This window comes from Yinghuangia sp. YIM S09857, from assembly GCF_051388915.1.
Lineage (GTDB): Bacteria > Actinomycetota > Actinomycetes > Streptomycetales > Streptomycetaceae > Yinghuangia.
The window spans coordinates 94,819-117,996 of record NZ_JBPKBH010000028.1 but is presented as its reverse complement, the minus strand read 5'-3'; the positions used below and the strand labels follow the sequence as shown (position 1 = coordinate 117,996).

The window sequence follows — 23,178 nt, the reverse complement described above, 5'->3', positions numbered from 1 at the left end:
ACAATGATTGTCAATTGCGGACGGTAGGGCCCGCGCTCCGCGGGGTGGCGGGCGTACGTCGCTGCGAGTGACTACGACGTGGCCGCGGTGCTCCGCGCGCCGGTACCCTGTGCGAACACCGTCACTGACCGCATCGTCGCACCGAAGAGAGCATCGTGGCCGCCGACAAGATCGACACCATCGTCCAACTGAGCAAGCGCCGCGGGTTCGTCTACCCGTGCAGTGAGATCTACGGCGGCCAGCGGGCCGCGTGGGACTACGGACCGCTCGGCGTGGAGCTCAAGGAGAACATCAAGCGCCAGTGGTGGCGCTCGATGGTCACCTCGCGCGACGACATCGTCGGACTGGACTCGTCGGTCATCCTCGCGCGCGAGGTGTGGGAGGCGTCCGGCCACGTCGAGGCGTTCGTCGACCCGCTGACCGAGTGCACCTCGTGCCACAAGCGGTTCCGGGCGGACCATCTGGAGGAGGCGTACGAGGCCAAGCACGGCCGCCCGCCGGCCGGCGGCCTCGCCGACGTCAACTGCCCCAACTGCGGCACCAAGGGCGCCTTCACGGAGCCGAAGCTGTTCAACGGGCTGCTCCAGACGTACCTCGGCCCGGTGCAGGACGAGTCGGGCCGTGCGTACCTGCGTCCGGAGACCGCGCAGGGCATTTTCGTGAACTACAAGCTGGTTCAGGAGAGCGCCCGCAAGAAGCCGCCGTTCGGCATCGCGCAGATCGGCAAGAGCTTCCGCAACGAGATCACGCCGGGCAACTTCATCTTCCGCACGCGCGAGTTCGAGCAGATGGAGATGGAGTTCTTCGTCAAGCCGGGCGAGGACGAGAAGTGGCACGAGTACTGGCTCCAGGAGCGCTGGAACTGGTACACGGGGCTCGGCCTGCGTGAGGAGAACATGCGCTTCTTCGAGCACCCGAAGGAGAAGCTGTCGCACTACTCGAAGCGCACCGCCGACATCGAGTACCGCTTCCAGTTCGGCGGCAACGAGTTCGGCGAGCTGGAGGGCGTGGCCAACCGCACCGACTTCGACCTCTCGACGCACTCCAAGCACTCCGGCACCGACCTCTCCTACTTCGACCAGGAGACGAAGGAGCGCTGGATGCCGTATGTCATCGAACCGGCGGCGGGCGTCAACCGGGCGATGCTGGCGTTCATGATCGACGCGTACAACGAGGACGAGGCGCCGAACGCCAAGGGCGTCATGGAGAAGCGCGTCGTCATGCGCCTCGACCCGCGCCTGTCCCCGGTCAAGGCCGCCGTGCTCCCGCTCTCGCGCAACGCCGACCTGTCGCCCAAGGCCCGCGGCCTGGCCGCCGAGCTGCGGCAGTACTGGAACGTCGACTTCGACGACGCGGGCGCCATCGGCCGCCGCTACCGCCGCCAGGACGAGATCGGCACGCCGTTCTGCATCACCGTCGACTTCGACACCCTTGAGGACAACGCGGTGACCATCCGCGACCGCGACACCATGGGCCAGGAGCGCGTCTCCCTGGACCGCGTCCGCGAGTACTTGGCGCCGCGCCTGCTGGGTTGCTGAGCGGGTTCGTTCATCGGTAGGGCTACCAGTACGGCCTCGGCCCCGGGCTCCGTGCCGCCTCTTCGGAGGACGGCGAAGAACCCGGGGCCGTGCCCGTTTGTGCACCTGCCGGATCCGGGCTCCAACTGTTCGGAGGACGGCGCGGCTGGTGTGTGTACTCGCCGGGGCCGGACGCGTCCTGTCTCGCCGTGACCTGCCTGCTCCTCCTACGTGCCTCCCCGCCGGGTGTTGCGGGGGTGCCTCGGTCACTTTGAAGTGCCTACTTCCGCGCCGGCCCGCGCCGGGCGCACGATGTCCCCGGGAGCCGATAGGCACCAAAGGGAACTGACAGGCTCTCGGGGAACCTTCCCCGAGCTGCGAGGAGGCACTGCCATGGCCGCCACGACCCGCGACTTCTCCGTTGTCGCCGAGGATTTCCTGCGTACCGTCGCCGAGATCAAATACGCCACGATGACCACCGTCGACAGCCTCGGGCGCCCGAGGGCGCGCGTCCTGCTGCCGATTTGGGAGGTGGTCGACGGCAGGCCGGTCGGGTGGCTCGCCAGTTTCCCGACGCGCGTCAAGAAGGCCCACCTCGCGGCGAACCCGCATTCGACACTGTCGTATTGGGCGCCGTCGCAGAACACGGCCTCCGCCGACGCCGTCGCAACCTGGATCGAGGACCCGGAGGTCAAGCACGCGATCTGGGACCTCTACAGGACGGGCAGTCCGCGCGGCGTCGGCTACGACCCGCGTGCGTATTGGCGGCGAGGTCCGGACGATCCCGGCTACCACCTCCTGCGCTTCGATCCGTTCCGCGTCCAGGTCATGTCCGGCCGCGACCTGGCGACCGGGCGACCGGCCCGCATCTGGATCGCCGACCCGGTCGTGGACGCGGACGGCGGTCCGCTGGTCGGCGCAACCGCAGGGTCGTCCGAACCTTCGTCCTCTACCGCGCCACCCGCCGAACCTGCCGCCACTTCCGTTGCGACGCCGACCCGCAGCGAGAGGTGATAGTTGTGCCGGGCCAACCTCTGCCACGCGATTCCCCAGCCGCGACAACCCGCTGGTAGCCTCCTCGCCCGGTGCCGGCCCGGGGCGAGGCCGGGCGGGCGTACGCGGGCCTCTCGCCGGGGGACCGCGAGGTGCCGGCGCTTGTCGCGTGGGAGGGGCCGGCCCCGCGCGACATCGCGAAGATGCTGGGACTACGCACCGTCGATGCCGCGCACCCCCGGATCCACAGAGCACGCAAGAACCTCGAACGCGCCCTGGCAACCGCGGACGCGACCGGCGATGCGCCCGCGGCGCCGGGGGAGTGGCCGTCGCCTGGGGCAACTGCGCGACGCGGCCCGAGAGCTACGCGCTGCCGGTGCTACTCGGCTCGGCGTCCCTGAGGCCGAGGCCGATCATGGCGGGCCGCTGGGACGGTTCCCCCGGATCATCTGACCGTTGGACGGCGATGGGGTGAACCGACCGCGGTGGGCGCAACAAGCCCTTCGGCCCGGCTCCCGGTCGTGCGTGGGGCCGGGCCGAGGGCGGGCTCATGGGTTGTCCTCATGCGTTGTCGGATTCCGCGCGGAGGCGGGCTCGGGTTTCCATGAGGGCGAAGCCCAGCAGGTTGAGGCCCTGCCAGTTGTCCGGGTCGTCGGCGTAGGGCTCGGTGGCGGCGAGGCCGATGCCCCAGATGCGGTCCCGGGGGCTTGCCTCGACCAGGATTCGGGTGTTGGTGCCGAGCAGGTAGGCACGCAAGTCGGGGTCCTGGCCGAACTTGGCCACGTTGCCCGCCACGACGAGCTCGAATCGGTCCGCCACCCAGGTGGCCTCGTCGAAGCCGCGCACCTGGCGGCCTACGGCCTTGGCGGCCTTGGGGTGGTTGGCCGCGATGGCGCGCCTTTCCGCGTCGGCGTCGCCGAACATGCGGGCCTTGCCGGCCATCATCCAGTGCTCGGCGGTTGCGTACGTCACGCCGTCGACGGTGAACGGCGAAGGCCACCACTGGCTGAGACATCCGGCGCCCAGCGAGCCGTCGGGCTGCGGCCGGTGCCCCCAGAAGTGCAGGAAGCGTACGCGCTGACCCGTGGCGACGAGTGCCTTGAGGCTGTCCACGTCGCGCGGTTCGGGCATCGCCACCGGCTCTGTGCTGTGTGTCGCGTCGTGAGCCGACCCGGGCTGTGTGTGCGCGTTCATGTGTCCCCGCCTCCAGTGTTCGCGGCCGTGCCGACCGCGACATCGTGGCAGGCCGTCTTGCTCCCGGGCCACTGGTTTTTCTCGTTCTGAGAACAACAAGTGGGGGAATGCGGTGGACCGGGTGGGTGACAATGGGTGGATCCGCCGTAGCCGACCAGGAGCCGTCTGCCATGACCCCGACCGGGAGCACCGCCGCCGAGGCCCGTCCGGCGGACTCGGAGTTCGCGCCACTGCGGCTCGGCCCCGTCGAGGTGTGGCCGCCGGTCGTGCTCGCCCCGATGGCGGGCATCACCAACGCGCCCTTCCGCTCGCTGTGTCAGGAGCAGGCCGAACGCGCCACCGAGGCGCGTCCCGCGGGCCTCTACGTCAGCGAGATGATCACCACCCGCGCGCTGGTCGAACGCGACGACAAGACCATGCGCCTCATCCGGTTCGCCGAGACCGAGCGCCCGCGCAGCATCCAGTTGTACGGGGTCGACCCAGACGTCGTCGGCCGCGCCGCCGCGATGATCGTCGACGAGGACCTCGCCGACCACATCGACCTCAACTTCGGCTGCCCGGTGCCCAAGGTCACCCGCAAGGGCGGCGGTTCGGCGCTGCCGTACAAGCGCAACCTGCTGCGCGACATCCTGCGTTCGGCGGTCAAGAACGCCCGGCACCTGCCCGTCACGATGAAGATGCGCAAGGGCATCGACGACGAGCACCTGACGTACCTGGACGCGGGCCGCATCGCCCAGGACGAGGGCGTCACCTGGGTGGCGCTGCACGGCCGCACCGCGCAGCAGCACTACGGCGGCACCGCCGACTGGTCCTCGATCGCCCGTCTCAAGGAGGCCGTCGACATCCCGGTCCTGGGGAACGGCGACATCTGGGACGCAGACGACGCGCTGCGCATGCTGCGCGAGACAGGCTGCGACGGCGTGGTCGTCGGACGCGGATGCCTGGGCCGGCCCTGGCTGTTCCGCGACCTGGTGTCCGTGTTCGAGGGCAGCGACGAGCGCGCCCGCCCCGCGTTGCGCGAGGTCGCCGCCGTGATGCGCAGGCACGCCGAGCTGCTCGGCGCCTGGATGGGCGAGGAGCGCGGCGTCACCGACTTCCGCAAGCATGTCGCCTGGTACACCAAGGGGTTCTCGGTGGGCTCGGAGATGCGCCGCGGCCTCGCCATGGTCGGCAACCTCGCCCAGCTCGACGACCTGCTCGGCGGCCTGCACCTGGACCAGCCGTGGCCCGCCGGGGCCGACGGGCCGCGAGGCCGCACCGCCGGAGGCAAGAAGGTCGTGCTGCCCGAGGGCTGGCTCGACGACCCCGAGTGCGCGACGCCGCCCTCCGACGCGGAGCTCGACCACTCCGGCGGCTGACCGGCAGCGGTCGTCCCGGCCGCGACGGCGTCACCGAAGGCGCGGACGCGTGAACCAGGCGTTTGCCTCCGCGGTCGCCAGCCGCGAGATGAGCACGCCTTGGACGACGGCGCCGACCAGCAGTTGCGGCTGGCCCTGCGCCGCGCGGCTCAGCGCGATCAGGATGCCCAGGCTCGCGCACACGATCGCCCCGATCTGCACACCACGGCGCCCCTTCTCGAACCGCAGGGCGAGCACGAACGCGACCAGGTTGGTGATCGACGCCCCGAGCACGAACCCGGCCGTCCGGGCGCTGTGGTCCGCGGCACCGGCGATCACCGCCACGGCGACGGTGATCCCGAACAGGACGAAGACCACGGTGCGCGCGGCCCGCACCGACCGCGGCATCTCGACCGGGTACGGGAGGGGCCGGCCGTAAGCCATCCCGGCGGGCATTCCGGCGTACGGCGGATATGGCTGCTGCGCGTAGTACCCGTATCCGTGCGGCGCCGGGCCGCCGTGCATCGGTTGTCCATATGGCGCCTGCGCCGGAGGCACCTGCCCGTACGGCGGCCGACCGTGCACAGGCCCGCCGTAGGGCGGCTGCGGCTGCCCGTACGGAGGCTGTCCCGGTGGAGACTGCGCCTCATGCGCCTGGGCCTGCGCCTGGTGCGGCTGCTCCGCGTACGGCTGCCGGGGATCGGCGGGCTCGGACATCTGCTGGTCGGACACGCACGCGATGGTAGGCCGTGCCCGCCGGGCGGCGTCGACGGCAGGTCAGGCTGCGCCGACGTGCCGGGGTATTCACGTGGCGTGATCCTGGTGTGAGGACGTGCCCCCCGACGCGGGCGGGTACGCTCCCGGCCATCAGGGCAATTGGGCCGCGCGGGTACCGCCGGTTCTTGCGCGGGGCCTCCCTCGGCCCCGCGGCGGCGGTCACGCGGCTCTCCGTCGTGCGCGAGGGGGATACCCGTGCCGAACACCCCGAAATACGTCTACGCCTTCGCCGAGGGCAACAAGGACCTCAAGGACCTGCTCGGTGGCAAGGGCGCCAATCTGGCGGAAATGAGCAACCTCGGGCTGCCCGTGCCGCCCGGGTTCACGATCACGACCGAGGCGTGCCGCGCCTACCTCGCCGAGGGCCACGAGCCCTCCGGCCTGCGTGCCGAGGTCGACGCCCACCTGGCCGCGCTCGAAGAGCGCATGGGACGTCGGCTCGGGCAGCCGGACGACCCGCTGCTGGTCTCCGTGCGCTCCGGGGCCGCGTTCTCGATGCCCGGAATGATGGACACCGTCCTCAACATCGGCCTGTCGGACGCGTCCGTCGACGGACTGGCAGCCCAGGCCGGCGACGAGCGCTTCGCCTGGGACTCGTACCGGCGACTCATCCAGATGTTCGGGAAGACCGTCCTCGGAGTGGACGGCGAACTTTTCGAGGAGCGCCTGGAGTCGGCCAAGGACGCCAAGGGTGCCGCGTCCGACCTCGACCTGGACGCGTCGGACCTGCGGTCGTTGGTCGCCGCGTACAAGGAACTCGTCGCCAAGGAAGCCGGCCAGGACTTCCCGCAGGACCCCAGGACCCAGCTCGACCTGGCCGTCCGCGCGGTCTTCTCGTCCTGGAACGGTGAGCGGGCGCGGCTCTACCGCAGGCAGGAGCGAATCCCGGACGACCTCGGCACCGCGGTCAACATCGTCGCCATGGTGTTCGGCAACCTGGGCTCCGACTCCGGGACGGGGGTCGCTTTCACCCGCGACCCGGCGACCGGCAAACAGGGGGTGTACGGCGACTACCTCGCCAACGCGCAGGGGGAGGACGTCGTCGCGGGCATCCGCAACACCGTGCCGCTGGCCGACCTCGAACGCCTCGACAAGACCTCGTACGACCAACTCCTCGGCATCATGAGCACGTTGGAGGAGCACTACCGGGACCTGTGCGACATCGAGTTCACCATCGAGCGCGGCACACTCTGGATGCTCCAGACCCGGGTCGGCAAGCGGACCGCCGAGGCCGCGTTCCGCATCGCCGCGCAGCTCGTCGACCAGGGGCTCATCGACGAGGACGAGGCGCTGCGCCGCGTCACCGGGGCGCAGCTCGCCCAGCTCATGTTCCCCCGGTTCGCCGAACGCTCCGAGGACACCGGCGACGCGGGCGACGGCGACTTGGGCGACGACGGCGCGGACGGGGAATTCCGGCCGATCGCCCGGGGCATCGCGGCCTCGCCCGGGGCGGCCGTGGGCCGCGCGGTCTTCGACCAGGACACCGCCGTGGAGTGGGCGAGCCGGGGCGAACGCGTGATCCTGGTGCGCCGCGAGACCAACCCCGACGACCTCGCCGGGATGGTCGCCGCCCAGGGCATCCTGACCAGCCGGGGCGGCAAGACCTCGCACGCCGCGGTGGTCGCGCGCGGCATGGGCAAGACCTGCGTGTGCGGGGCCGAGTCGCTCGCCGTCGACCCCGCGCGGCGCCGGTTCACCGCTCCGGACGGCGTCGAGGTCGCGGAGGGGGACGTGATCTCCGTCGACGGCACCAGCGGCTGTGTCTACCTCGGAGAGGCACCCGTCGTGCCCTCCGCGGTCGTCGACTACTTCGAGGGCCGGACCGCGCCTTCGCCGGACCAGGCCGACGGGCTGGTGCCCGCGGTGCACCGGATCATGGCGCACGCCGACGTCCGCAGGCGGCTGCGGGTGCGCGCGAACGCCGACACCGCGGAGGACGCCGAGCGCGCCCTGCGCTTCGGCGCCCAGGGCATCGGCCTGCTGCGCACCGAGCACATGTTCCTCGGCGAACGGCGCAAGCACGTCGAGCGCCTGGTGCTGGCCGACTCCGACGAAGGCCGGACCGCCGCGCTGGAGTCGCTGTTGCCGCTCCAGCGCCGGGACTTCGCGGACGTGCTCGCCGCGATGGACGGCCTCCCGGTGACGATCCGCCTCCTCGACCCGCCGCTGCACGAGTTCCTGCCCGACCTGACCGATCTCTCGGTGCGCGTCGCCCTCGCCGAGGCGCGCGGCGAGGAGGACGCGGACGACCGCGCACTGCTGGACGCCGTACGCCGGCTGCACGAGCAGAACCCCATGCTCGGCCTGCGCGGCGTGCGGCTCGGGCTGGTGATCCCGGGGCTGTTCGCGATGCAGATCCGGGCGATCGCCGAGGCCGCCGCCGAGCGGGTCCGCGAAGGCGGATCGCCGCACGCCGAGATTATGGTCCCGCTGGTCGGCGGCGTCCAGGAGCTGGAGATCATCCGCGACGAGGCCCACGCGGTGTTCGCCGCCGTGGCCGAGGAGACCGGGGCAGAGGTGTTGTTCCCGGTGGGGACGATGATCGAGCTGCCCCGAGCCGCACTGACCGCCGGACAGATCGCCGAGGCCGCCGAGTTCTTCTCCTTCGGGACCAACGACCTCACCCAGACGACCTGGGGGTTCTCCCGCGACGACGTCGAGGCGTCCTTCTTCACCGCCTACCTGGACGCGGGCATCTTTGGCGTCTCCCCGTTCGAGACGCTGGACCGGGACGGGGTGGGGCGACTCGTCGCACTCGCGGCCTCCGAGGGCCGCGCCACGCGCCCGGACCTCACGCTCGGCGTGTGCGGCGAGCACGGCGGCGACCCGGAGTCGGTGCGGTTCTTCCACGACGCGGGACTCGACTACGTCTCCTGCTCGCCGTTCCGCCTGCCCGTGGCTCGCCTGGAGGCCGGGCGCGCCGCGGTAGCCCAAGACGGCGGGAGGCCCGGGGGAGATACCCGCTGACCATGCGGTCGGTCGGTTTTGACGGAGTTGGCCGCAATACGCAGGTGTTGCGGCCACTCTTGAAACCGGCCCGCGCGGACGCTCTACAGTGATCCCGTGCCGAAGATACGTGCTGCATCCGTCGCCGAGCACCGCGCCATGCAACATGCCGCGCTGCTCGATGCCGCCCGTGCGCTTCTGGACGAGGGCGGGTTCGCCGCACTGACCTTCCCTGCCCTCGCGGAACGCACCGGCCTCGCCCGCTCCTCCGTATACGAGTACTTCCGTTCGCGGGCCGCCGTCGTCGAGGAACTGTGCGCCGTGGACCTCCCGGCCTGGGTGGCCGAGGTCGAGGACGCCATGGCCGCGGTCGAGGACCCGGCCGGCAAGATCGCCGCCTACGTCAACCGCCAGTTGGAACTGGTCGGCGACCGCACCCACCGCGTGGTCGTCGCCATCTCCACCGGCGAACTGGACGCCAACGCCCGCGAGCGCATACGGGCCGCGCACGGCCGCATCGTCGAACTCGTCGTCAGCGCGCTCTCGGACCTGGGCCACCCCGACCCGATGATGGTCGCCTCGCTCGTGCAGGGCATGGTCGACGCGGCGGTCCGCCGCATCGAGTGCGGCGCCGAGGGCACCGAGGTCACCGCCGCGACGCTCGGCCTCGTGCTGGGCGGTGTCTCCGAGATCCGACTCCCGGTGCCGGCCGAGCCCGTCGAGGACACGGCCGAGGACGTCGACGCCGGATCGGATGTCGGCCTCGACGCCGCCCCCGCCGACACCCTGGACGCTGCTCGCGCCGACGGATCCCCGGACGCCTGACGCGCCGAGCCGCGAACCCGCACCGCGTCGCGAACCCGCACGCCGCTTCGAGCCCGCGCCGCGGCACGGTGTGCGGCGCCGCGTCGTTCCGCGCGCGAGGCTGCTCGCCGCGCCGGCGGGCGGGAGCGGGGTGGGCAGCGGGCCGTGCGGCGGATACAGGCGTACACCTGTGCCGCGCAGCAGCCGCAGCGGATCCCGGTAGTCCGGCGAACCCTGCGCGGTGGCGCCGGACGGGCCTTCGACCAGCCCCCAGTGCAGGCACGGATCGGCCCCGCAGTGCGACGGCCCGGCCGACAGCGTGCCGATCACCGACCCGACGGCGACGGCGGTGCCCGCCGACACGGACGCCGCGAGCGGCTCGTACGTCGTCAGGCGCCGACCGTGCCGCACGGTCACCACGCCCTTGCCCGCGATCACCCCGGCGAACTCGACGACCCCCGCGCTCGCGGCACGCACCGGCTGCCCGGCGGTGCCCGCGAGATCGATCCCGCGATGTCCGGACAGCCAGTCGCGTTCCGGCAGGGCGAAGCGGTGCACCACCTCCGGACGAGGGTCGAGCGGCCACACCCATGTCGACACCGGTCGCGACATGAGCGGCTGGGGTACGGCGCGGGACGCGGCGAGCGCGGGCAGCCCGACCCCGGCCGTCGCGACGGCGCAAACCGCCAGCGCGGCAAGCCCCGCACGCGCGGGCGTACGCACGGAGATCGCGCCCTTCGGAGCCCGGTGATGCGCTCGGCGCCCCACCGCCCACGGGATCTTCCGCCGGGGCAGGCCGCCGGCGGATCGGCGGTGGCCCGGGCGACGGCGCCCGCACACATGCGCGGCATCGAGGGAACGGCCATCAGGAACGCCGGTGGGACGGCCACCGGAACCTTCGCCGAAGCGGTTGCCGGGAGCAGGGGCTGAACAGGTCGCTGAGCGACGGGCCGCGGCGGAGCTGTGAGTCGTCATGGCACGAGCCTGCGCGATCCGCGGCACCGCGCCGACCACCCGGCCAAGATCTGTGGAAGACCGCAGAAATGGTCCGCAGCCTGTGGACAACCCGGCCCTGCCGCCGACCCGGCCCGGATCGCCCGTCGGGGGCCTGGTTCGGTGGTTGGCCCCGTGGTCGCCGGGTCCCGTACACTTCGGACAGCGGCCCGGGTCTCCGGGTCGACTTCGCACGCCCACCTTCGGGCCCTCCGGCTCTTCACCGGTCACCTTGTGACCAGGGGAAGGACGACGCCGGGTCCGGTGGGACACCTCTCGGTCCGGGGGCCTGGCCCCCGGCGCGGTGTCGCGGGCGTCAGGCGCGCGGACACCCGTCGGCGCGGACAACCGAGCAGGCCCCGTGTGTGCTTCGCGGGGCGTACCACGAGGAGTACGGCCATGGCCGTCGTCACGATGCGGGAGCTGCTGGAAAGCGGCGTCCACTTCGGGCACCAGACCCGCCGTTGGAACCCGAAGATGAAGCGCTTCATCTTCACGGAGCGCAACGGCATCTACATCATCGACCTCATCCAGTCGCTGGGCTACATCGACCGGGCGTACGAGTTCGTGAAGGAGACGGTCGCGCACGGCGGCACCGTCCTCTTCGTGGGCACGAAGAAGCAGGCGCAGGAGGCCATCGCCGAGCAGGCGACCCGCGTCGGCATGCCCTACGTCAACCAGCGCTGGCTGGGCGGCATGCTCACCAACTTCTCGACCGTCCACAAGCGCCTCCAGCGCCTGAAGGAGCTTGAGGAGATCGACTTCGACGACGTGGCCGGCTCGGGCATGACGAAGAAGGAACTCCTCGTCCTCAAGCGCGAGAAGGACAAGCTCGACAAGACCCTCGGCGGTATCCGCGACATGCAGCGCGTGCCGTCCGCGGTGTGGATCGTCGACACCAAGAAGGAGCACATCGGCGTCGGCGAGGCGCGGAAGCTCAACATCCCGGTCGTCGCCATCCTCGACACCAACTGCGACCCGGACGAGGTCGACTACAAGATCCCGGGCAACGACGACGCGATCCGCTCCGTCACGCTGCTCACCCGCGTGATCGCCGACGCCGTCGCCGAGGGCCTGATGGCCCGCGCCGGTGCGTCGCAGGCCGACACGAAGGCCCCCGAGGTCGCCGCCGGCGAGCCGCTGGCCGAGTGGGAGCTGGAGCAGCTCCAGGGCGAGAAGAAGGCCGCCGAGGCCCCGGCCGAGGCTGCCGCCGAGACCCCGGCCGAGACCCCGGCCGCGGAGGACGCGGAGGCCGCCGCCGAGACCCCGGCCGCCGAGGCCGAGGTGCAGGAGTCGGCCGAGACCGAGAAGGCCGTCGAGGCCGAGCAGTCCTGACGCCGTATTGCGGGGGGTACGCCGGGAATCCGCGCGTACCCCTCGCGTTCGTGCGGGCAGCGCCCCCACCTCGGGAACGCCCACGACCAGGGCCCGGCCGCGTCCGCACGGAACCCCCGAAGACCACCGCGAGACGACACGCGAGAAGAAGAGAACTGACATGGCGAACTTCACCGCCCAGGACGTCAAGAAGCTCCGCGAGCTCACCGCCGCCGGGATGATGGACTGCAAGAAGGCCCTCGAAGAGGCGAACGGCGACCTGGACAAGGCCGTCGAGATCCTGCGCGTCAAGGGCCAGAAGGGCGTCACCAAGCGCGAGGGCCGCTCGGCCTCCAACGGTGCCGTCGTCGCCGTCCTGGACGGCACCTCCGCCGGCGTCCTCCTTGAGCTCAAGTGCGAGACGGACTTCGTCGCGAAGGGCGACCGCTTCCTCGCCGTCGCCAACGAGATCGCCGCGCACGTCGCCAAGACCTCCCCCGCCGACCTCGACGCGCTGCTGGCCGGCGAGATCGAGCCGGGCAAGACCGTCCAGGTGTTCGTCGACGAGGCCAACGCGACCCTCGGCGAGAAGATCGTCCTGGACCGCTTCGCGCAGTTCACCGACGGCTACGTGGCCGCGTACCTGCACAAGACCAGCCCGGACCTGCCCCCGCAGGTCGGCGTGCTCGTCGAGCTGTCGGGTGAGAACGCCGAGGTCGCCAAGGACGTCGCCCAGCACATCGCGGCCTTCTCGCCGACCTACCTGACCCGCGAGGACGTCCCGGCGGAGATCGTCGAGAACGAGCGCAAGGTCGCCGAGGCCACCGCCCGCGAGGAGGGCAAGCCGGAGGCCGCGCTGTCCCGCATCGTCGAGGGCCGGGTGACGGGCTTCTACAAGGAGAACGTCGTTTTGGAGCAGGCGTTCGCCAAGGACAACAAGAAGTCGGTGCAGAAGGTGCTCGACGAGGCCGGCGTCTCGCTCAAGCGCTTCGCCCGCTTCCGCGTCGGCGTCTGATCCGACCCGCAACGCCCGAAGTACCGGCAGCACCAGCGGTGGACAGGCGTCCGGGACCGGAGCACCGAGTCGCGGACGCCGGGAAAGACGAGGAGGCCACTTCCGTGGAGGGACCCGTGCAGGAAACCGAAGCGGGGGCGGCCTCGTCGTCTTCCGACGGGGTCGACCNAGCACCGAGTCGCGGACGCCGGGAAAGACGAGGAGGCCACTTCCGTGGAGGGACCCGTGCAGGAAACCGAAGCGGGGGCGGCCTCGTCGTCTTCCGACGGGGTCGACCCGAAGGCATACCGCCGGCGCGTCCTGCTCAAGCTCTCGGGCGAGGCGTTCGCGGGCGGCGGCGGCCTCGGGGTCGACCCCGACGTGGTGCAGGGCATCGCCCGCCAGATCGCCGAGGTGGTACGCCTCGGCACCGAGGTCGCCGTGGTCATCGGCGGCGGCAACTTCTTCCGGGGCGCCGAGTTGCAGGTGCGCGGCATGGACCGGGCGCGCTCCGACTACATGGGCATGCTCGGCACGGTCATGAACTGCCTCGCGCTCCAGGACTTCCTGGAGAAGCTGGGCATCGACACGCGCGTGCAGACCGCCATCACCATGGGGCAGGTCGCGGAGCCCTACATTCCGCGCCGCGCCATCAGGCACCTGGAGAAGGGCCGCGTGGTGATCTTCGGCGCGGGTATGGGCATGCCGTACTTCTCCACCGACACCACCGCCGCACAGCGGGCCCTGGAGATCGATGCGTCGGCCATTCTGATGGCCAAGGGCGTGGACGGCGTCTACGACTCCGACCCGAAGACGAACCCCGACGCGGTCCTGTTCGACAGACTGGACCACGCCGAAGTGCTCGCCCGCGAGCTGAAGGTCGCCGACGCGACGGCCATCAGCCTCTGCATGGACAACCGACTGCCGATCGTCGTGTTCAACCTGCTGGTCGAGGGCAACATCGCCCGGGCCGTGCGGGGTGAGAAGATCGGCACCCTGATCAGCCGTACCAACGGCTGATCCACGGCGACACCGGACCGGGACAGGAGCCGAGACGTGATCGATGAAACCCTCCTCGAGGCCGAGGAGAAGATGGAGAAGGCCGTATCGGTCGCCAAGGAGGACTTCTCGGCGATCCGTACGGGGCGTGCCACCCCGGCGATGTTCAACAAGATCGTGGTCGACTACTACGGCGCGATGACCCCGGTGAACCAGCTCGCCTCGTTCACCGTGCCCGAGCCCCGCATGGTGCTGATCACGCCGTTCGACAAGAGTTCGACCAACGCGGTGATCAAGGCGATCCGCGACTCGGACCTGGGTGTGAACCCGACCGACGACGGCAAGGTCATCCGCGTCGTGTTCCCGCAGCTCACCGAGGAGCGCCGCAAGGAGTTCATCAAGGTCGCCCGCGGCAAGGCCGAGGACGCCCGCATCTCCATCCGCAGCGTGCGCCGCAAGGCCAAGGAGACGCTCGACAAGCTCGTCAAGGACGGCGAGTCGGGCGAGGACGAGGTGCGCCGCGCGGAGAAGGAGCTCGACGACGTCACCCACCGCTATGTCGTGCAGGTGGACGAGCTGCTGAAGCACAAGGAAGCCGAGCTGCTCGAGGTCTGATGAACAACTCCACCTGGGACGGCGCACCGGACCCCGAAGGGCGTTCCGGGCACGGCCCGTTCCAACCGTACGACCCGTGGGCGGGCCAGGCCGTGCAGGCGCCGGGCCCGCAGTCGGCCCACGACGCGGACGCGCTGCGCACCCAGGTGATACCGGCGGTGCCCGTCGACATGGCGGGCATGGCCGCGGCGGACGGGCTCCCCGACGCGTGGCCCGGCGAGTACGGCTCGGGATCCACCCGGGCGCAGCAGCACCCGGACACCGTCGAGGGGGTACACGCTTCCGGTGGCATCCATGACGGCACCGCCCCGTATCTCGGCGGCGGTCCGCCCGACGACGACGGCGGGCGCACCGCCCATCTGCCGGTCGTCGACCCGGGCGAGCACCCGCCCCGCGGAGCCGCGGAGCCGCCGGTGACCGGGCGCGAGACGCCCGACGCGCCGAGGAAGAGCCGGGCGGGCCGCAACCTCCCGGCGGCGATCGGCGTCGCGCTCCTGCTCGGCGGGGCGATCGTCGGGTCCCTGCTGACCGTGCCGGTGGTCTTCGTCGGCATCGTGCTGGCCGCGGTGCTCATCGGGCTGTGGGAGTTCTCCGGCGCGCTCGGCCGTGCACGCGAGGGCGGGGGCGACGAGGGCGGCACCGTACGCCTGCCGCTGATCCCGCTCGCGGCCGGTGCCGTGGCGATGGAGATCGCCGCGTACCAGCGCGGTCCCGAGGGGCTGGGCATCGCCCTCGCGCTCACCGCACTAGCCGTCATGGTGTGGCGGATGACCGAGGGCCCCGAGGACTACCTGCGGGACATGGCCACGGGCGTCTTCGCGGCGTTCTACCTGCCGTTCCTGGCCGGGTTCGCGGTACTGCTGCTGGCCGCGGACGACGGGGCCATGCGCGTCCTGACCTTCATGATCGTCGTGGTGTGCAGCGACACCGGCGCCTATGCCGCCGGGGTCTCGCTCGGCAAGCACAAGATGGCCCCGACCATCAGCCCCGGCAAGACGTGGGAGGGCTTCGCGGGCGCGGTCGTCACCTGTGCGGTCGGCGGCGCGCTGTGCCTGACGCTCCTGCTCGACGGGCAGTGGTGGCAGGGCGCGCTGCTCGGTGCGGCGGTCGCCGCCACCGCGGCGCTCGGCGACCTCGTCGAGTCGATGATCAAGCGCGACCTCGGCGTCAAGGACATGGGCAACCTGCTGCCGGGCCACGGCGGTCTGATGGACCGCCTGGACTCCCTGCTGGCCTCGGCGCCGGTGGTGTGGCTGCTGCTGGAGTTGTACCTGTAGGCGTTCGCCCAGGACCACGCAGTACGCCCCGAGCCCGGCAGGCCGCCCGCCCGCCGGGCTCGGCGCACGAACGGCGGCCGGCTCCTCCGCCTGTACGTCCTCGGCCGCAGGCGTACAAGGCACTGCGCCGGACCTGAGACACTGGACAGATCATGCCCAAGCCTGGAGAGCTCACCTTCGCCGCCCCGCGCCGCGCCAAGCCGCCGCGCCATCTCGCCGACCTGTCGCCCGCCGAGCGCCGTGAGGCGGTCGCCGCGCTCGGCGAGAAGCCGTTCCGGGCCGGGCAGTTGTCGCGCCACTACTTCACCCGCCTCGCCGACGACCCCGCGCAGTGGACGGACATGCCGGCCGCGCTGCGCGAGCGGCTGGCGACCGAGCTGATGCCCGCGCTGATGACGTCGGTGCGCGATATCGCCTGCGACGACGGCGCCACCCGCAAGACGTTGTGGAAGCTGTTCGACGGCACACTCGTCGAGTCGGTCCTGATGCGGTACCCCGACCGCGCCACCATGTGCGTGTCGTCGCAGGCCGGGTGCGGCATGAACTGCCCGTTCTGCGCGACCGGCCAGGCGGGGCTGACCCGGAACCTCTCGACGGCCGAGATCGTCGAGCAGGTCGTCGCGGGCGCCCGCGCCCTCCAGCGCGGCGAGGTCCCCGGCGGGCCGGGCCGCGTCAGCAACATCGTCTTCATGGGCATGGGCGAGCCGCTGGCCAACTACAAGGCGGTCCTCGGCGCGGTACGCCGCATCACCGATCCGTCGCCCGACGGCCTCGGCATCTCGCAGCGCTCGGTGACCATCTCGACGGTCGGCCTGGTCCCGGCCATGGAGAAGCTGGCCGAGGAGGGCCTGAGCTGCACGCTCGCGCTGTCCCTGCACGCCCCCGACGACGAGCTGCGCGACACGCTGGTCCCGGTCAACACCCGTTGGCCGGTCCGCGAGGTCCTGGACGCGGCGTGGCACTACGAGGCCAGGACCGGCCGCCGCGTGTCGATCGAGTACGCGCTGATCAAGGACATCAACGACCACGCGTGGCGGGCCGATCTGCTCGGCAAGCGCCTGCGGAACCACAACGCGCACGTAAACCTGATCCCGCTCAACCCGACCCCGGGCTCGAAGTGGACGGCGTCGACGCAGCAGCGCCAGGACGAGTTCGTGCGGCTGCTGGAGGCCCACGGCGTGCCCGTCACGGTGCGGGACACCCGCGGCCGCGACATCGACGGCGCCTGCGGCCAACTCGCCGCCGCCGACGCGGGCTGACGGCACGGGCCGACCGCACGGGCTGACTGCGCTGGGAGACTACGCGGGGCTGACTGCGCCGGTCGGCGACGCGGCGGCCCGCTGGGACAGCTCCGGCGGAAAGCCGCTTGAAATTCGCTCGGCCAACCGCCCGGACGCTTATCGCCCCCTTAGGTCCCGTGCGCGACAGTGGAGTCAGTACCACCGCAGAGGGTTCCGGATCCCCCGTACGGAACACCCGGTGGTACGACCAGGCCGCCCGCCCCGTAGGAGGCGGGCAGGCCCGGCCCAAGCGTCCCGGGGCAGTGCGTGGCCCCCGGAGGCGATAAACACGCCCGGGCCGTCGCGGAAGGGGACGCCGCGGCGGCCCGGATGTGTTGACGAAGCCCGGTCCGCGAAAGCGGCCCGGGCTTTGGCGTTTCCGGCCGCGGACACCGGCTTCGGCGGGCATCGCCACCACCCGGCTTCGGCTCGCCACGCGGCTTCGGCACGCGTCGCTACACGCCCTGGGCTCGCTACACGCCCTGGGCTCGCCACACGCCCTGGGCTCGCCACACGCCTTGGGCTCGCTCGCCACGCGGCTTCGGCTCGCGACATGGCCCAGGCTTGCCACGCGACTTCGACCGGAGCGCCGGAGGACCCACTCGCCCGGTTCGCGTGCTCGGCTCAGGTGCAAGCCATGGGCATCCGGCTCATGCGCGGAGCTCACCTACTCGGCGGTGCCACGCCCGCCGTCGCCGGGCGCCCCCACCCCGTGACGCCTCCGCGGGCGAGCCGTCGGGTGACCACCGCGACCGCGATCGCGACTGCCGCAGCCAAGGCCATGCCGAAGGTGACGCCCGCGGTCACCGCCCCCTCGGAGACCGGCACCGAAGGCTCGTGGCCGCCGAACTCCAGCGGCCAGGTCGCCGCCACGCCGATGACGGCCGCGCCGCCCCAGGCCACCGTGACCGGGAGCAGCACGGTGAGCGCCAGCGTGACCCGGTCGACCCACGGTGCCGCGCCGAGCATGTGCAGGTTGCGCGCGGAGTCCCGGCGCGCACGGGCGTTCTCGACCAGGACCGCCAGCAGGCCCGCCGCGGCGCACACCGTCGCGGCGGTGACCAGCGCCAGCAGCGGCAGGTCGCCGGGCGCGTTGCCGGGGCCGCGCATGTGCAGCGTGCGCGAGGTGACCAGCAGCGTCGTCGTCCCGGCGAGCAGCCCGAGGGGGACGGCCAGCGCCGCGGTGTCCGCCTCCATCCGCCGCGCGGCACACAGCAGGGCCGGGATGCGTGTGTGCGCCACGACCGTCTCCGCCGCCCGGTGCACGAGCCACGGCACCGACAGCGCCGCGCCGACGACGATGAGCGCGAAGCCGGCGGCCGCCAGCGGGTGCACCATGCCGAGCCCGCCCGGCAGCCGTACGGGCGGCGCGATCGCGTGCGGCAGGACCTCGGCGAGCATGCCGGCGCCGATCATCGCGGGGCCGGCGACGCCGACCGTGCGTGCGGCCGGGGTGGTGTGCGGCCGGGGATCGGTGTGGCGCAGCGCCGACGTCGTCGCGAGCACGGTCGTGAGCGGCACCACGCCGAGCACGAACACCAGCGCGAGAAACGGGATTTCCGTGCCTACGGCGAGGACGTCGCGGATCAGCCCGCCGCCCGGCATGCCCCTCTCGAAGACCGCCCGGGCGGCGAGGTGCGCCTGTACTCCGGCGACCGCGCCCAGGGTTCCGGCCAACGCCGCTTCGGTGGCGGCGAGTTCGCGTACCTGCTCGGGCATCGAGCCGGGGCCGACCAGGAGTTCGGTGCGCTCGGCGCGGGCGGAGGAGGTGAGCCGCGCGGGCACGGCGGTCAACTGCGCGGTCACCGTGAGGACCAGCACGCCCGCGAACAGCGGCCGAGCCACGTTGTCGCCGCGTCCCGCCACCGCGTAGGCCATGACGCAGAGCATCAGTACGGTGCCGACCGCAGCGACACACGCGGTGCCGAAGAGCCGGAGGTGGTCCGCGCGCGTGCTTTCGCGCAGATTGCCGAGCACGATCCGGATCACAAGGCCCTCCGGCCGTCGTCAGGCGTCGGCGCGCGCCGGGGCGGGGCGTCCGTCGCGGAGTTCGAGGTGCCGGTCGGCGTGCGCCGCGACCTTGGGGTCGTCCGTCGCCAGCACGAGGGCGATCCCGTGCGAGCGCGACGCGGTGACCAGAATGCGCATCAGGTGGTCGAGTTCGGACGCTTCGAGGCCGAGAGCCGGTTCGTCGGCGAAGACGACGTCGGGGCGCGCGACGAGGGCGCGGGCGACGGCCGCGCGGCGCAGCAGGGCGGTCGGGAGTTCGTGCGGCCGGCGGTCGGCCTGGTCGAGGACGTCGAGGCGGCCCATCCAGTGCCGGGCGGCGGCGAACGCCGTGTCGCGGGCGGAGGGTTCGAGGAGCAGCGGCAGCGCGACGTTCTCCAGCACGGTGAGTTCGGGCATGAGCCGGGCGCGGCCGTCCATCATCCCGAAGTGGGTGCGGCGCAGTTGCGCGCGGGCGCGTTCCCCGAGGGTGTGCAGGGGGCGGCTGTTGAACCACACCTGTCCGGCGTCCGGTGCCAGGACGCCCGACAGGACCGCGATCAGCGCGGACTTGCCCGACCCGGGAGGGCCGGTGACCGCGAAGGTCTCGTCGGCGCGGATGCTGACCGAGAGGCGGCGCAGAATGGTCGCCGGGCCGCGCGTGACGGTGACGTCCTGGGTACGCAGGACGTCGTTGTCCGGGTTGCGGGTGCCGTCCTCGGCGACCGCGAAACCGGTGCCGGGGGTGTGCGGCACGGGCTCCTCGGACACCGGGCTGACCGCCGACCTGGTCGACCGCGCCGTACGAGGCGAAAGGGCCGACCGGGGTGAAAGGGCCATATCGATACCTCCGGGACAGGACTGTCCGCCCCCGTCCCGCACAGTGCAACGAGCCGCGCCGATGAGAGGGCACGGGTGGGTGAACGGCTGCTCCGGCCGGGTGCACCGGGTCCCCCGAAAGGGGTCGAACAGGTGTGGCAGGCGGCGTCCGCGGGATGATTTTCGGACCGGCGGTTCGGCCGCCCGGCCCAGGCGGCGTACCCGATCTTCGGCGGCCGGCCCGCTGTTCGCCTGGCAAGTGCCCTGGTCACCGACACCCGGGGCGGCGATGATGGGCCGTCAGGGCCCGACGGGGCCGGGGTGCGGGCGGAGTGGGGACTTTCGATGCACGAGATCGGCTGGCTGGACCTGCCGAACCAGCTCAATGCGCGGGACGTCGGCGGACTGCCGCTTGCGGGCGGGGGGCGCACGCGGGCGGGCGTCCTGATGCGCTGCGAGACGCCGGACCTGCTGACCGAGGAGGCGGTGGCGCGGCTGTCGTCCGCGTACGGCGTGCGGCACGTGTTCGACCTGAGGTCGGTGGGCGAGGGTCTGCCGGTCGTGCCCTGGCCCGGGATCGTCCGGCACAGCATGCCGCTGCTGGGGCGTCGCGCGGGTGCCGCGCAGGATCAGGACGAGGCGCGCGGCGTCGGCGACATCTCGACGGGGCAGGTCGACGTGCTGGGCGACGACACCGACCTCGACCTGGCGACCGTCGATGTGCACGGTGCCGGACGCCTCTACATGGGCATGGCCGAGCGCGGCAAGGACGCCTTCGCGCAGGCCCTGCGCCGGCTGACCGACGACGACGCGGGGCCGACTCTCGTGCACTGCACCGCGGGCAAGGACCGCACCGGCGTGCTCGTCGCGCTGCTGCTGTCGCTGGTCGGCGTCGAACGGCAGGCGATCGTGGACGACTACTCGGCCACCCGCATCCACCTGCGCGAGATGTTCCGGCGGATCGACCGCATCCCGTCCCAGCCGCGTTTGCAGCCGGGTACCCCCACGGCCGCGGCACTGCGCGACGCGGCGCCCGAGTCGATGGAGGCGTTCCTCGACTCGGTCGGCGAACGCTACGGCACCGCCGCGGAGTTCTTCCTCAAGGCCGGTGCCGAGCCGGTGTGGGTCGAACGCTGGCGCGAACGCTTCGTCGACGCCTGAGCGAACCGCGCGGACCGCGGCGGGCGCCCGGGACCATCCGGGACGCCTGCCGCGGCCGGCGGCGTCAACGGCCTGGGTGGCCTCAGTGCCCGAGGAACCGCCCGAACGCCGCCGCGAGGCGCGATTCGCGGTTGGTGCGCTGTTCCTCGCCGTCGGCCGCCGCCATCACGCGCAACCCGACGTTGGTGCCGAGCCAGCGCAGCGGCTCCGGTTCCCAACGCGGCGACCGGTGCTGCACCCACGGCAGGCGCGTGAGGCCGGAGTACTCGTCGCGGATCAGGTCGGCGAGCGTACGCCCGGCCAGGTTGGCGGTGCCGACGCCGTCGCCGACGTAGCCGCCCGCCCAGGCAAGCCTGCGCGCCCGGTCCATGCCGCAACTGGCGTACCAGTCACGGGACACGCCGAGTGCGCCGCCCCACTTGTGGGTGATCTTGGCGTCCCTCAACCCCGGGAAGAGCTCGCGCAGCACCTTGTGCAGTTCCGCGAAGACCTTCTGGTCGCGGTCGAATTCGGGGCGGATCGAGGAGCCGAAGTGGTAGGGCGCGCCGCGTCCGCCGAAGGCGAGCCGCCCGTCCGCCGTACGCTGCCCGTAGATGATCAGGTGCCGCAGGTCGCTGAACGTCTCGCGCTCGGCGAGGCCGACCTCGTCCCAAAAGGCGTCCGGCAGCGGCTCGGTGGCGATCATCAGGGAGTACACGGGGATCACGTCGCGCCGGAACCCCGGCAGTTCGGGGGTGTAGCCCTCGGTCGCCCGGACCACCATCTCGGCGCGCACGGTGCCGTTCGGCGTGACCGCCGCGCCGCCGTCGATCAGGGTGACCGGCGTGCCCTCGTACACGGTGACGCCGCGCCGCTCGACCGCCTCGGCGAGCCCGCGCGCGAGCTTGGCCGGGTGGATCGCCGCGCAGTGCGGGGTGTAGACGGCGCCGAGGACGCCGGTCGCGTTGAACCGCGCCTTGGCCTCGTCGGCGAGCAGGAGCCGGACGTCGTCCTTGCCGAAGCCCCAGGAGCGCTCGTCCTCGACCATGGCGTGCGCGCGGCGCATCTGGACGTGGCTGCGGGCCGCCATGACGGTGCCGCCCTTCGCGAAGTCGCAGTCGATGCCCTCGGCGGCGACCACGCGTCCGACCTCGTCGACGGTTTCGTTCATGGCGCGCTGCTGGGCGACGGCGCGTTCGCGCGTGCTGTTGCGGGCGACCTTGGCGATGCTCGCCGGGAACAGCGCCGAACACCAGCCGCCGTTGCGTCCGGACGCGCCGAACCCGGCGATCTCCCGCTCCAGGACCGCGATGCGCAGCGAGGGGTCCGCCTCGGCGAGGTAGTACGCGGTCCACAGGCCCGTGTAGCCCGCCCCGACGATGGCGACGTCGACGTCCAGGTCGCCGGACAGCGCGGGGCGGGGCTTCACTTCCTCGCCGAGCGTGTCGAACCACAGGGACAGATCGCGGTAGCCGCTCACCGGAGCCACGTCCTCACATATTCGGGAACCGGCAGCTCGTGGCGCAGGTCCGGGGCGGGGATCGGATCGTAGAACGTCTCACCGAGCGGAACCGTGCCCGCCCACACCGGCGTGTCGAGGTCGTCCGCGTCGTCGTCGGGGTGGCCGGCGGAGACCTTGACCGACGCCTCGTCCAGCGGCAGCGCCAGGACGAGGGTGGCCGCGAGCTCCTTGGCCTTGTGCGCGCGCAGTGCGGTACGACGGCCGGGCATCAGGTGGTCGGTCAGCAGGTCGAGCGCGGCCGCCTTGGCCTCGCCGTCGACGACCTCGCAGGTGCCGAGCACCATTGCGCAGCGGTAGTTCATGGACGACTCGAAGGCGGAGCGGGCCACGACGAGTCCGTCGAGCAGCGTCACCGTCAGGCAGGTCGGGGCGCCCGCGGCGAGGGTGCGGAACAGGCGGCTGCCGGTGGATCCGTGGATGAGCACGCGATCCCCGTCGCGCGCGTACGCGACGGGGAGGACGTACGGCCTGCCCTGCTCGTCGGACACCGTGACGTGTGCCACGAGTCCGGCGTCCAGGACGGCGTGCAGGGCCGCGCGGTCGGTGACCGCCTTGTCGGCGAGCCGCCGTATGCGCGTGCGGTCGGTGCTTCCCGGGGCGGGGGGTGCCGTGGCCAAGGTGGCGGGCCTTCTCTCGCGTGGGCTGGAGGCGTGGGCGCGGTGGCGTCGGAT

17 protein-coding genes and 2 pseudogenes are annotated in these 23,178 nt (G+C 72.1%); 12 read left to right on the top strand and 7 right to left on the bottom strand.

The features are described from left to right. Positions 1-155: 155 nt before the first annotated feature. On the top strand, positions 156-1,538 hold the full coding sequence (locus ACRX5S_RS37615; RefSeq protein WP_436777747.1) for a glycine--tRNA ligase: 1,383 nt from the start codon (positions 156-158) through the stop codon (positions 1,536-1,538). A 372-nt stretch (positions 1,539-1,910) separates the two neighbouring features. After that, positions 1,911-2,531, top strand: coding sequence for a pyridoxamine 5'-phosphate oxidase family protein (locus ACRX5S_RS37610; protein ID WP_436777746.1), 621 nt, complete (start codon positions 1,911-1,913; stop codon positions 2,529-2,531). A gap of 540 nt (positions 2,532-3,071) precedes the next feature. On the opposite strand, the gene ACRX5S_RS37605 is transcribed toward ACRX5S_RS37610, so the two are convergent. Further along, entirely contained in the window at positions 3,072-3,641 is a 570-nt protein-coding gene (locus tag ACRX5S_RS37605; protein WP_436777761.1) for an NADAR family protein, read from the bottom strand. 233 nt (positions 3,642-3,874) lie between these two features. Here ACRX5S_RS37605 and dusB point away from each other — a divergent pair, with 233 nt between their 5' ends. After that, the gene (gene dusB / locus ACRX5S_RS37600; RefSeq protein ID WP_436777745.1) at positions 3,875-5,062 is read left to right on the top strand and encodes a tRNA dihydrouridine synthase DusB; all 1,188 of its coding nucleotides are present in this window, start codon (positions 3,875-3,877) and stop codon (positions 5,060-5,062) included. Between the two features lie 30 nt (positions 5,063-5,092). Here dusB and ACRX5S_RS37595 read toward each other — a convergent pair whose 3' ends face one another. Next, a complete protein-coding gene (locus tag ACRX5S_RS37595) occupies positions 5,093-5,773 on the bottom strand; it encodes a hypothetical protein (protein ID WP_436777744.1) in 681 nt (226 codons plus the stop codon). A 240-nt stretch (positions 5,774-6,013) separates the two neighbouring features. Here ACRX5S_RS37595 and ppdK point away from each other — a divergent pair, with 240 nt between their 5' ends. Both ppdK and ACRX5S_RS37585 read left to right on the top strand, forming a co-directional pair. Then, positions 6,014-8,785, top strand: coding sequence for a pyruvate, phosphate dikinase (ppdK, locus tag ACRX5S_RS37590; protein WP_436777743.1), 2,772 nt, complete (start codon positions 6,014-6,016; stop codon positions 8,783-8,785). A 138-nt stretch (positions 8,786-8,923) separates the two neighbouring features. After that, a pseudogene (locus ACRX5S_RS37585) lies at positions 8,924-9,451 on the top strand (TetR/AcrR family transcriptional regulator); the annotation flags it as partial. A gap of 390 nt (positions 9,452-9,841) precedes the next feature. Here ACRX5S_RS37585 and ACRX5S_RS37580 read toward each other — a convergent pair. After that, a pseudogene (locus tag ACRX5S_RS37580) lies at positions 9,842-10,180 on the bottom strand (peptidoglycan DD-metalloendopeptidase family protein); the annotation flags it as partial. Positions 10,181-10,960: 780 nt separating this feature from the next. On the opposite strand from ACRX5S_RS37580, the gene rpsB reads away from it, so the two are divergent. The 6 genes from rpsB (at position 10,961) to rlmN (ending at position 17,019) form a co-directional block, all read left to right on the top strand. Further along, on the top strand, positions 10,961-11,896 hold the full coding sequence (gene rpsB, locus ACRX5S_RS37575; RefSeq protein WP_436777742.1) for a 30S ribosomal protein S2: 936 nt from the start codon (positions 10,961-10,963) through the stop codon (positions 11,894-11,896). Between the two features lie 160 nt (positions 11,897-12,056). Beyond that, a complete protein-coding gene (tsf, locus tag ACRX5S_RS37570) occupies positions 12,057-12,890 on the top strand; it encodes a translation elongation factor Ts (protein WP_436777741.1) in 834 nt (277 codons plus the stop codon). A 300-nt stretch (positions 12,891-13,190) separates the two neighbouring features. After that, the gene (gene pyrH / locus ACRX5S_RS37565; RefSeq protein ID WP_436777760.1) at positions 13,191-13,889 is read left to right on the top strand and encodes a UMP kinase; all 699 of its coding nucleotides are present in this window, start codon (positions 13,191-13,193) and stop codon (positions 13,887-13,889) included. 36 nt (positions 13,890-13,925) lie between these two features. Then, complete coding sequence (frr, locus tag ACRX5S_RS37560; RefSeq protein WP_436777740.1) at positions 13,926-14,483, top strand: ribosome recycling factor; 558 nt, start codon at positions 13,926-13,928, stop codon at positions 14,481-14,483. Then, positions 14,483-15,760 carry a phosphatidate cytidylyltransferase gene (locus ACRX5S_RS37555; protein ID WP_436777739.1) on the top strand — a complete coding sequence of 426 codons (1,278 nt, stop codon included), beginning with the start codon at positions 14,483-14,485 and terminating at the stop codon, positions 15,758-15,760. The genes frr and ACRX5S_RS37555 overlap by 1 nt, the downstream gene beginning before the upstream one ends. Before the next feature lie 152 nt (positions 15,761-15,912). Continuing rightward, positions 15,913-17,019, top strand: coding sequence for a 23S rRNA (adenine(2503)-C(2))-methyltransferase RlmN (rlmN, locus tag ACRX5S_RS37550; protein ID WP_436777738.1), 1,107 nt, complete (start codon positions 15,913-15,915; stop codon positions 17,017-17,019). Positions 17,020-17,703: 684 nt separating this feature from the next. Here rlmN and ACRX5S_RS37545 read toward each other — a convergent pair. Then, positions 17,704-19,029 (bottom strand): hypothetical protein, encoded by a 1,326-nt coding sequence (locus ACRX5S_RS37545; protein ID WP_436777737.1) that lies wholly within the window; start codon positions 19,027-19,029, stop codon positions 17,704-17,706. Between the two features lie 18 nt (positions 19,030-19,047). Further along, positions 19,048-19,782 (bottom strand): ABC transporter ATP-binding protein, encoded by a 735-nt coding sequence (locus ACRX5S_RS37540; protein ID WP_436777736.1) that lies wholly within the window; start codon positions 19,780-19,782, stop codon positions 19,048-19,050. Positions 19,783-20,190: 408 nt separating this feature from the next. Here ACRX5S_RS37540 and ACRX5S_RS37535 point away from each other — a divergent pair, with 408 nt between their 5' ends. Further along, a complete protein-coding gene (locus ACRX5S_RS37535; protein WP_436777735.1) occupies positions 20,191-21,006 on the top strand; it encodes a tyrosine-protein phosphatase in 816 nt (271 codons plus the stop codon). Positions 21,007-21,088: 82 nt separating this feature from the next. Here ACRX5S_RS37535 and ACRX5S_RS37530 read toward each other — a convergent pair whose 3' ends face one another. Then, positions 21,089-22,465: an NAD(P)/FAD-dependent oxidoreductase gene (locus tag ACRX5S_RS37530; RefSeq protein WP_436777734.1), complete on the bottom strand. Its 1,377-nt coding sequence runs from the start codon at positions 22,463-22,465 to the stop codon at positions 21,089-21,091. Next, entirely contained in the window at positions 22,462-23,124 is a 663-nt protein-coding gene (locus ACRX5S_RS37525; RefSeq protein WP_436777733.1) for a pyridoxamine 5'-phosphate oxidase family protein, read from the bottom strand. Before ACRX5S_RS37525 ends, ACRX5S_RS37530 begins: the two co-directional genes overlap by 4 nt. Positions 23,125-23,178: the final 54 nt, after the last annotated feature.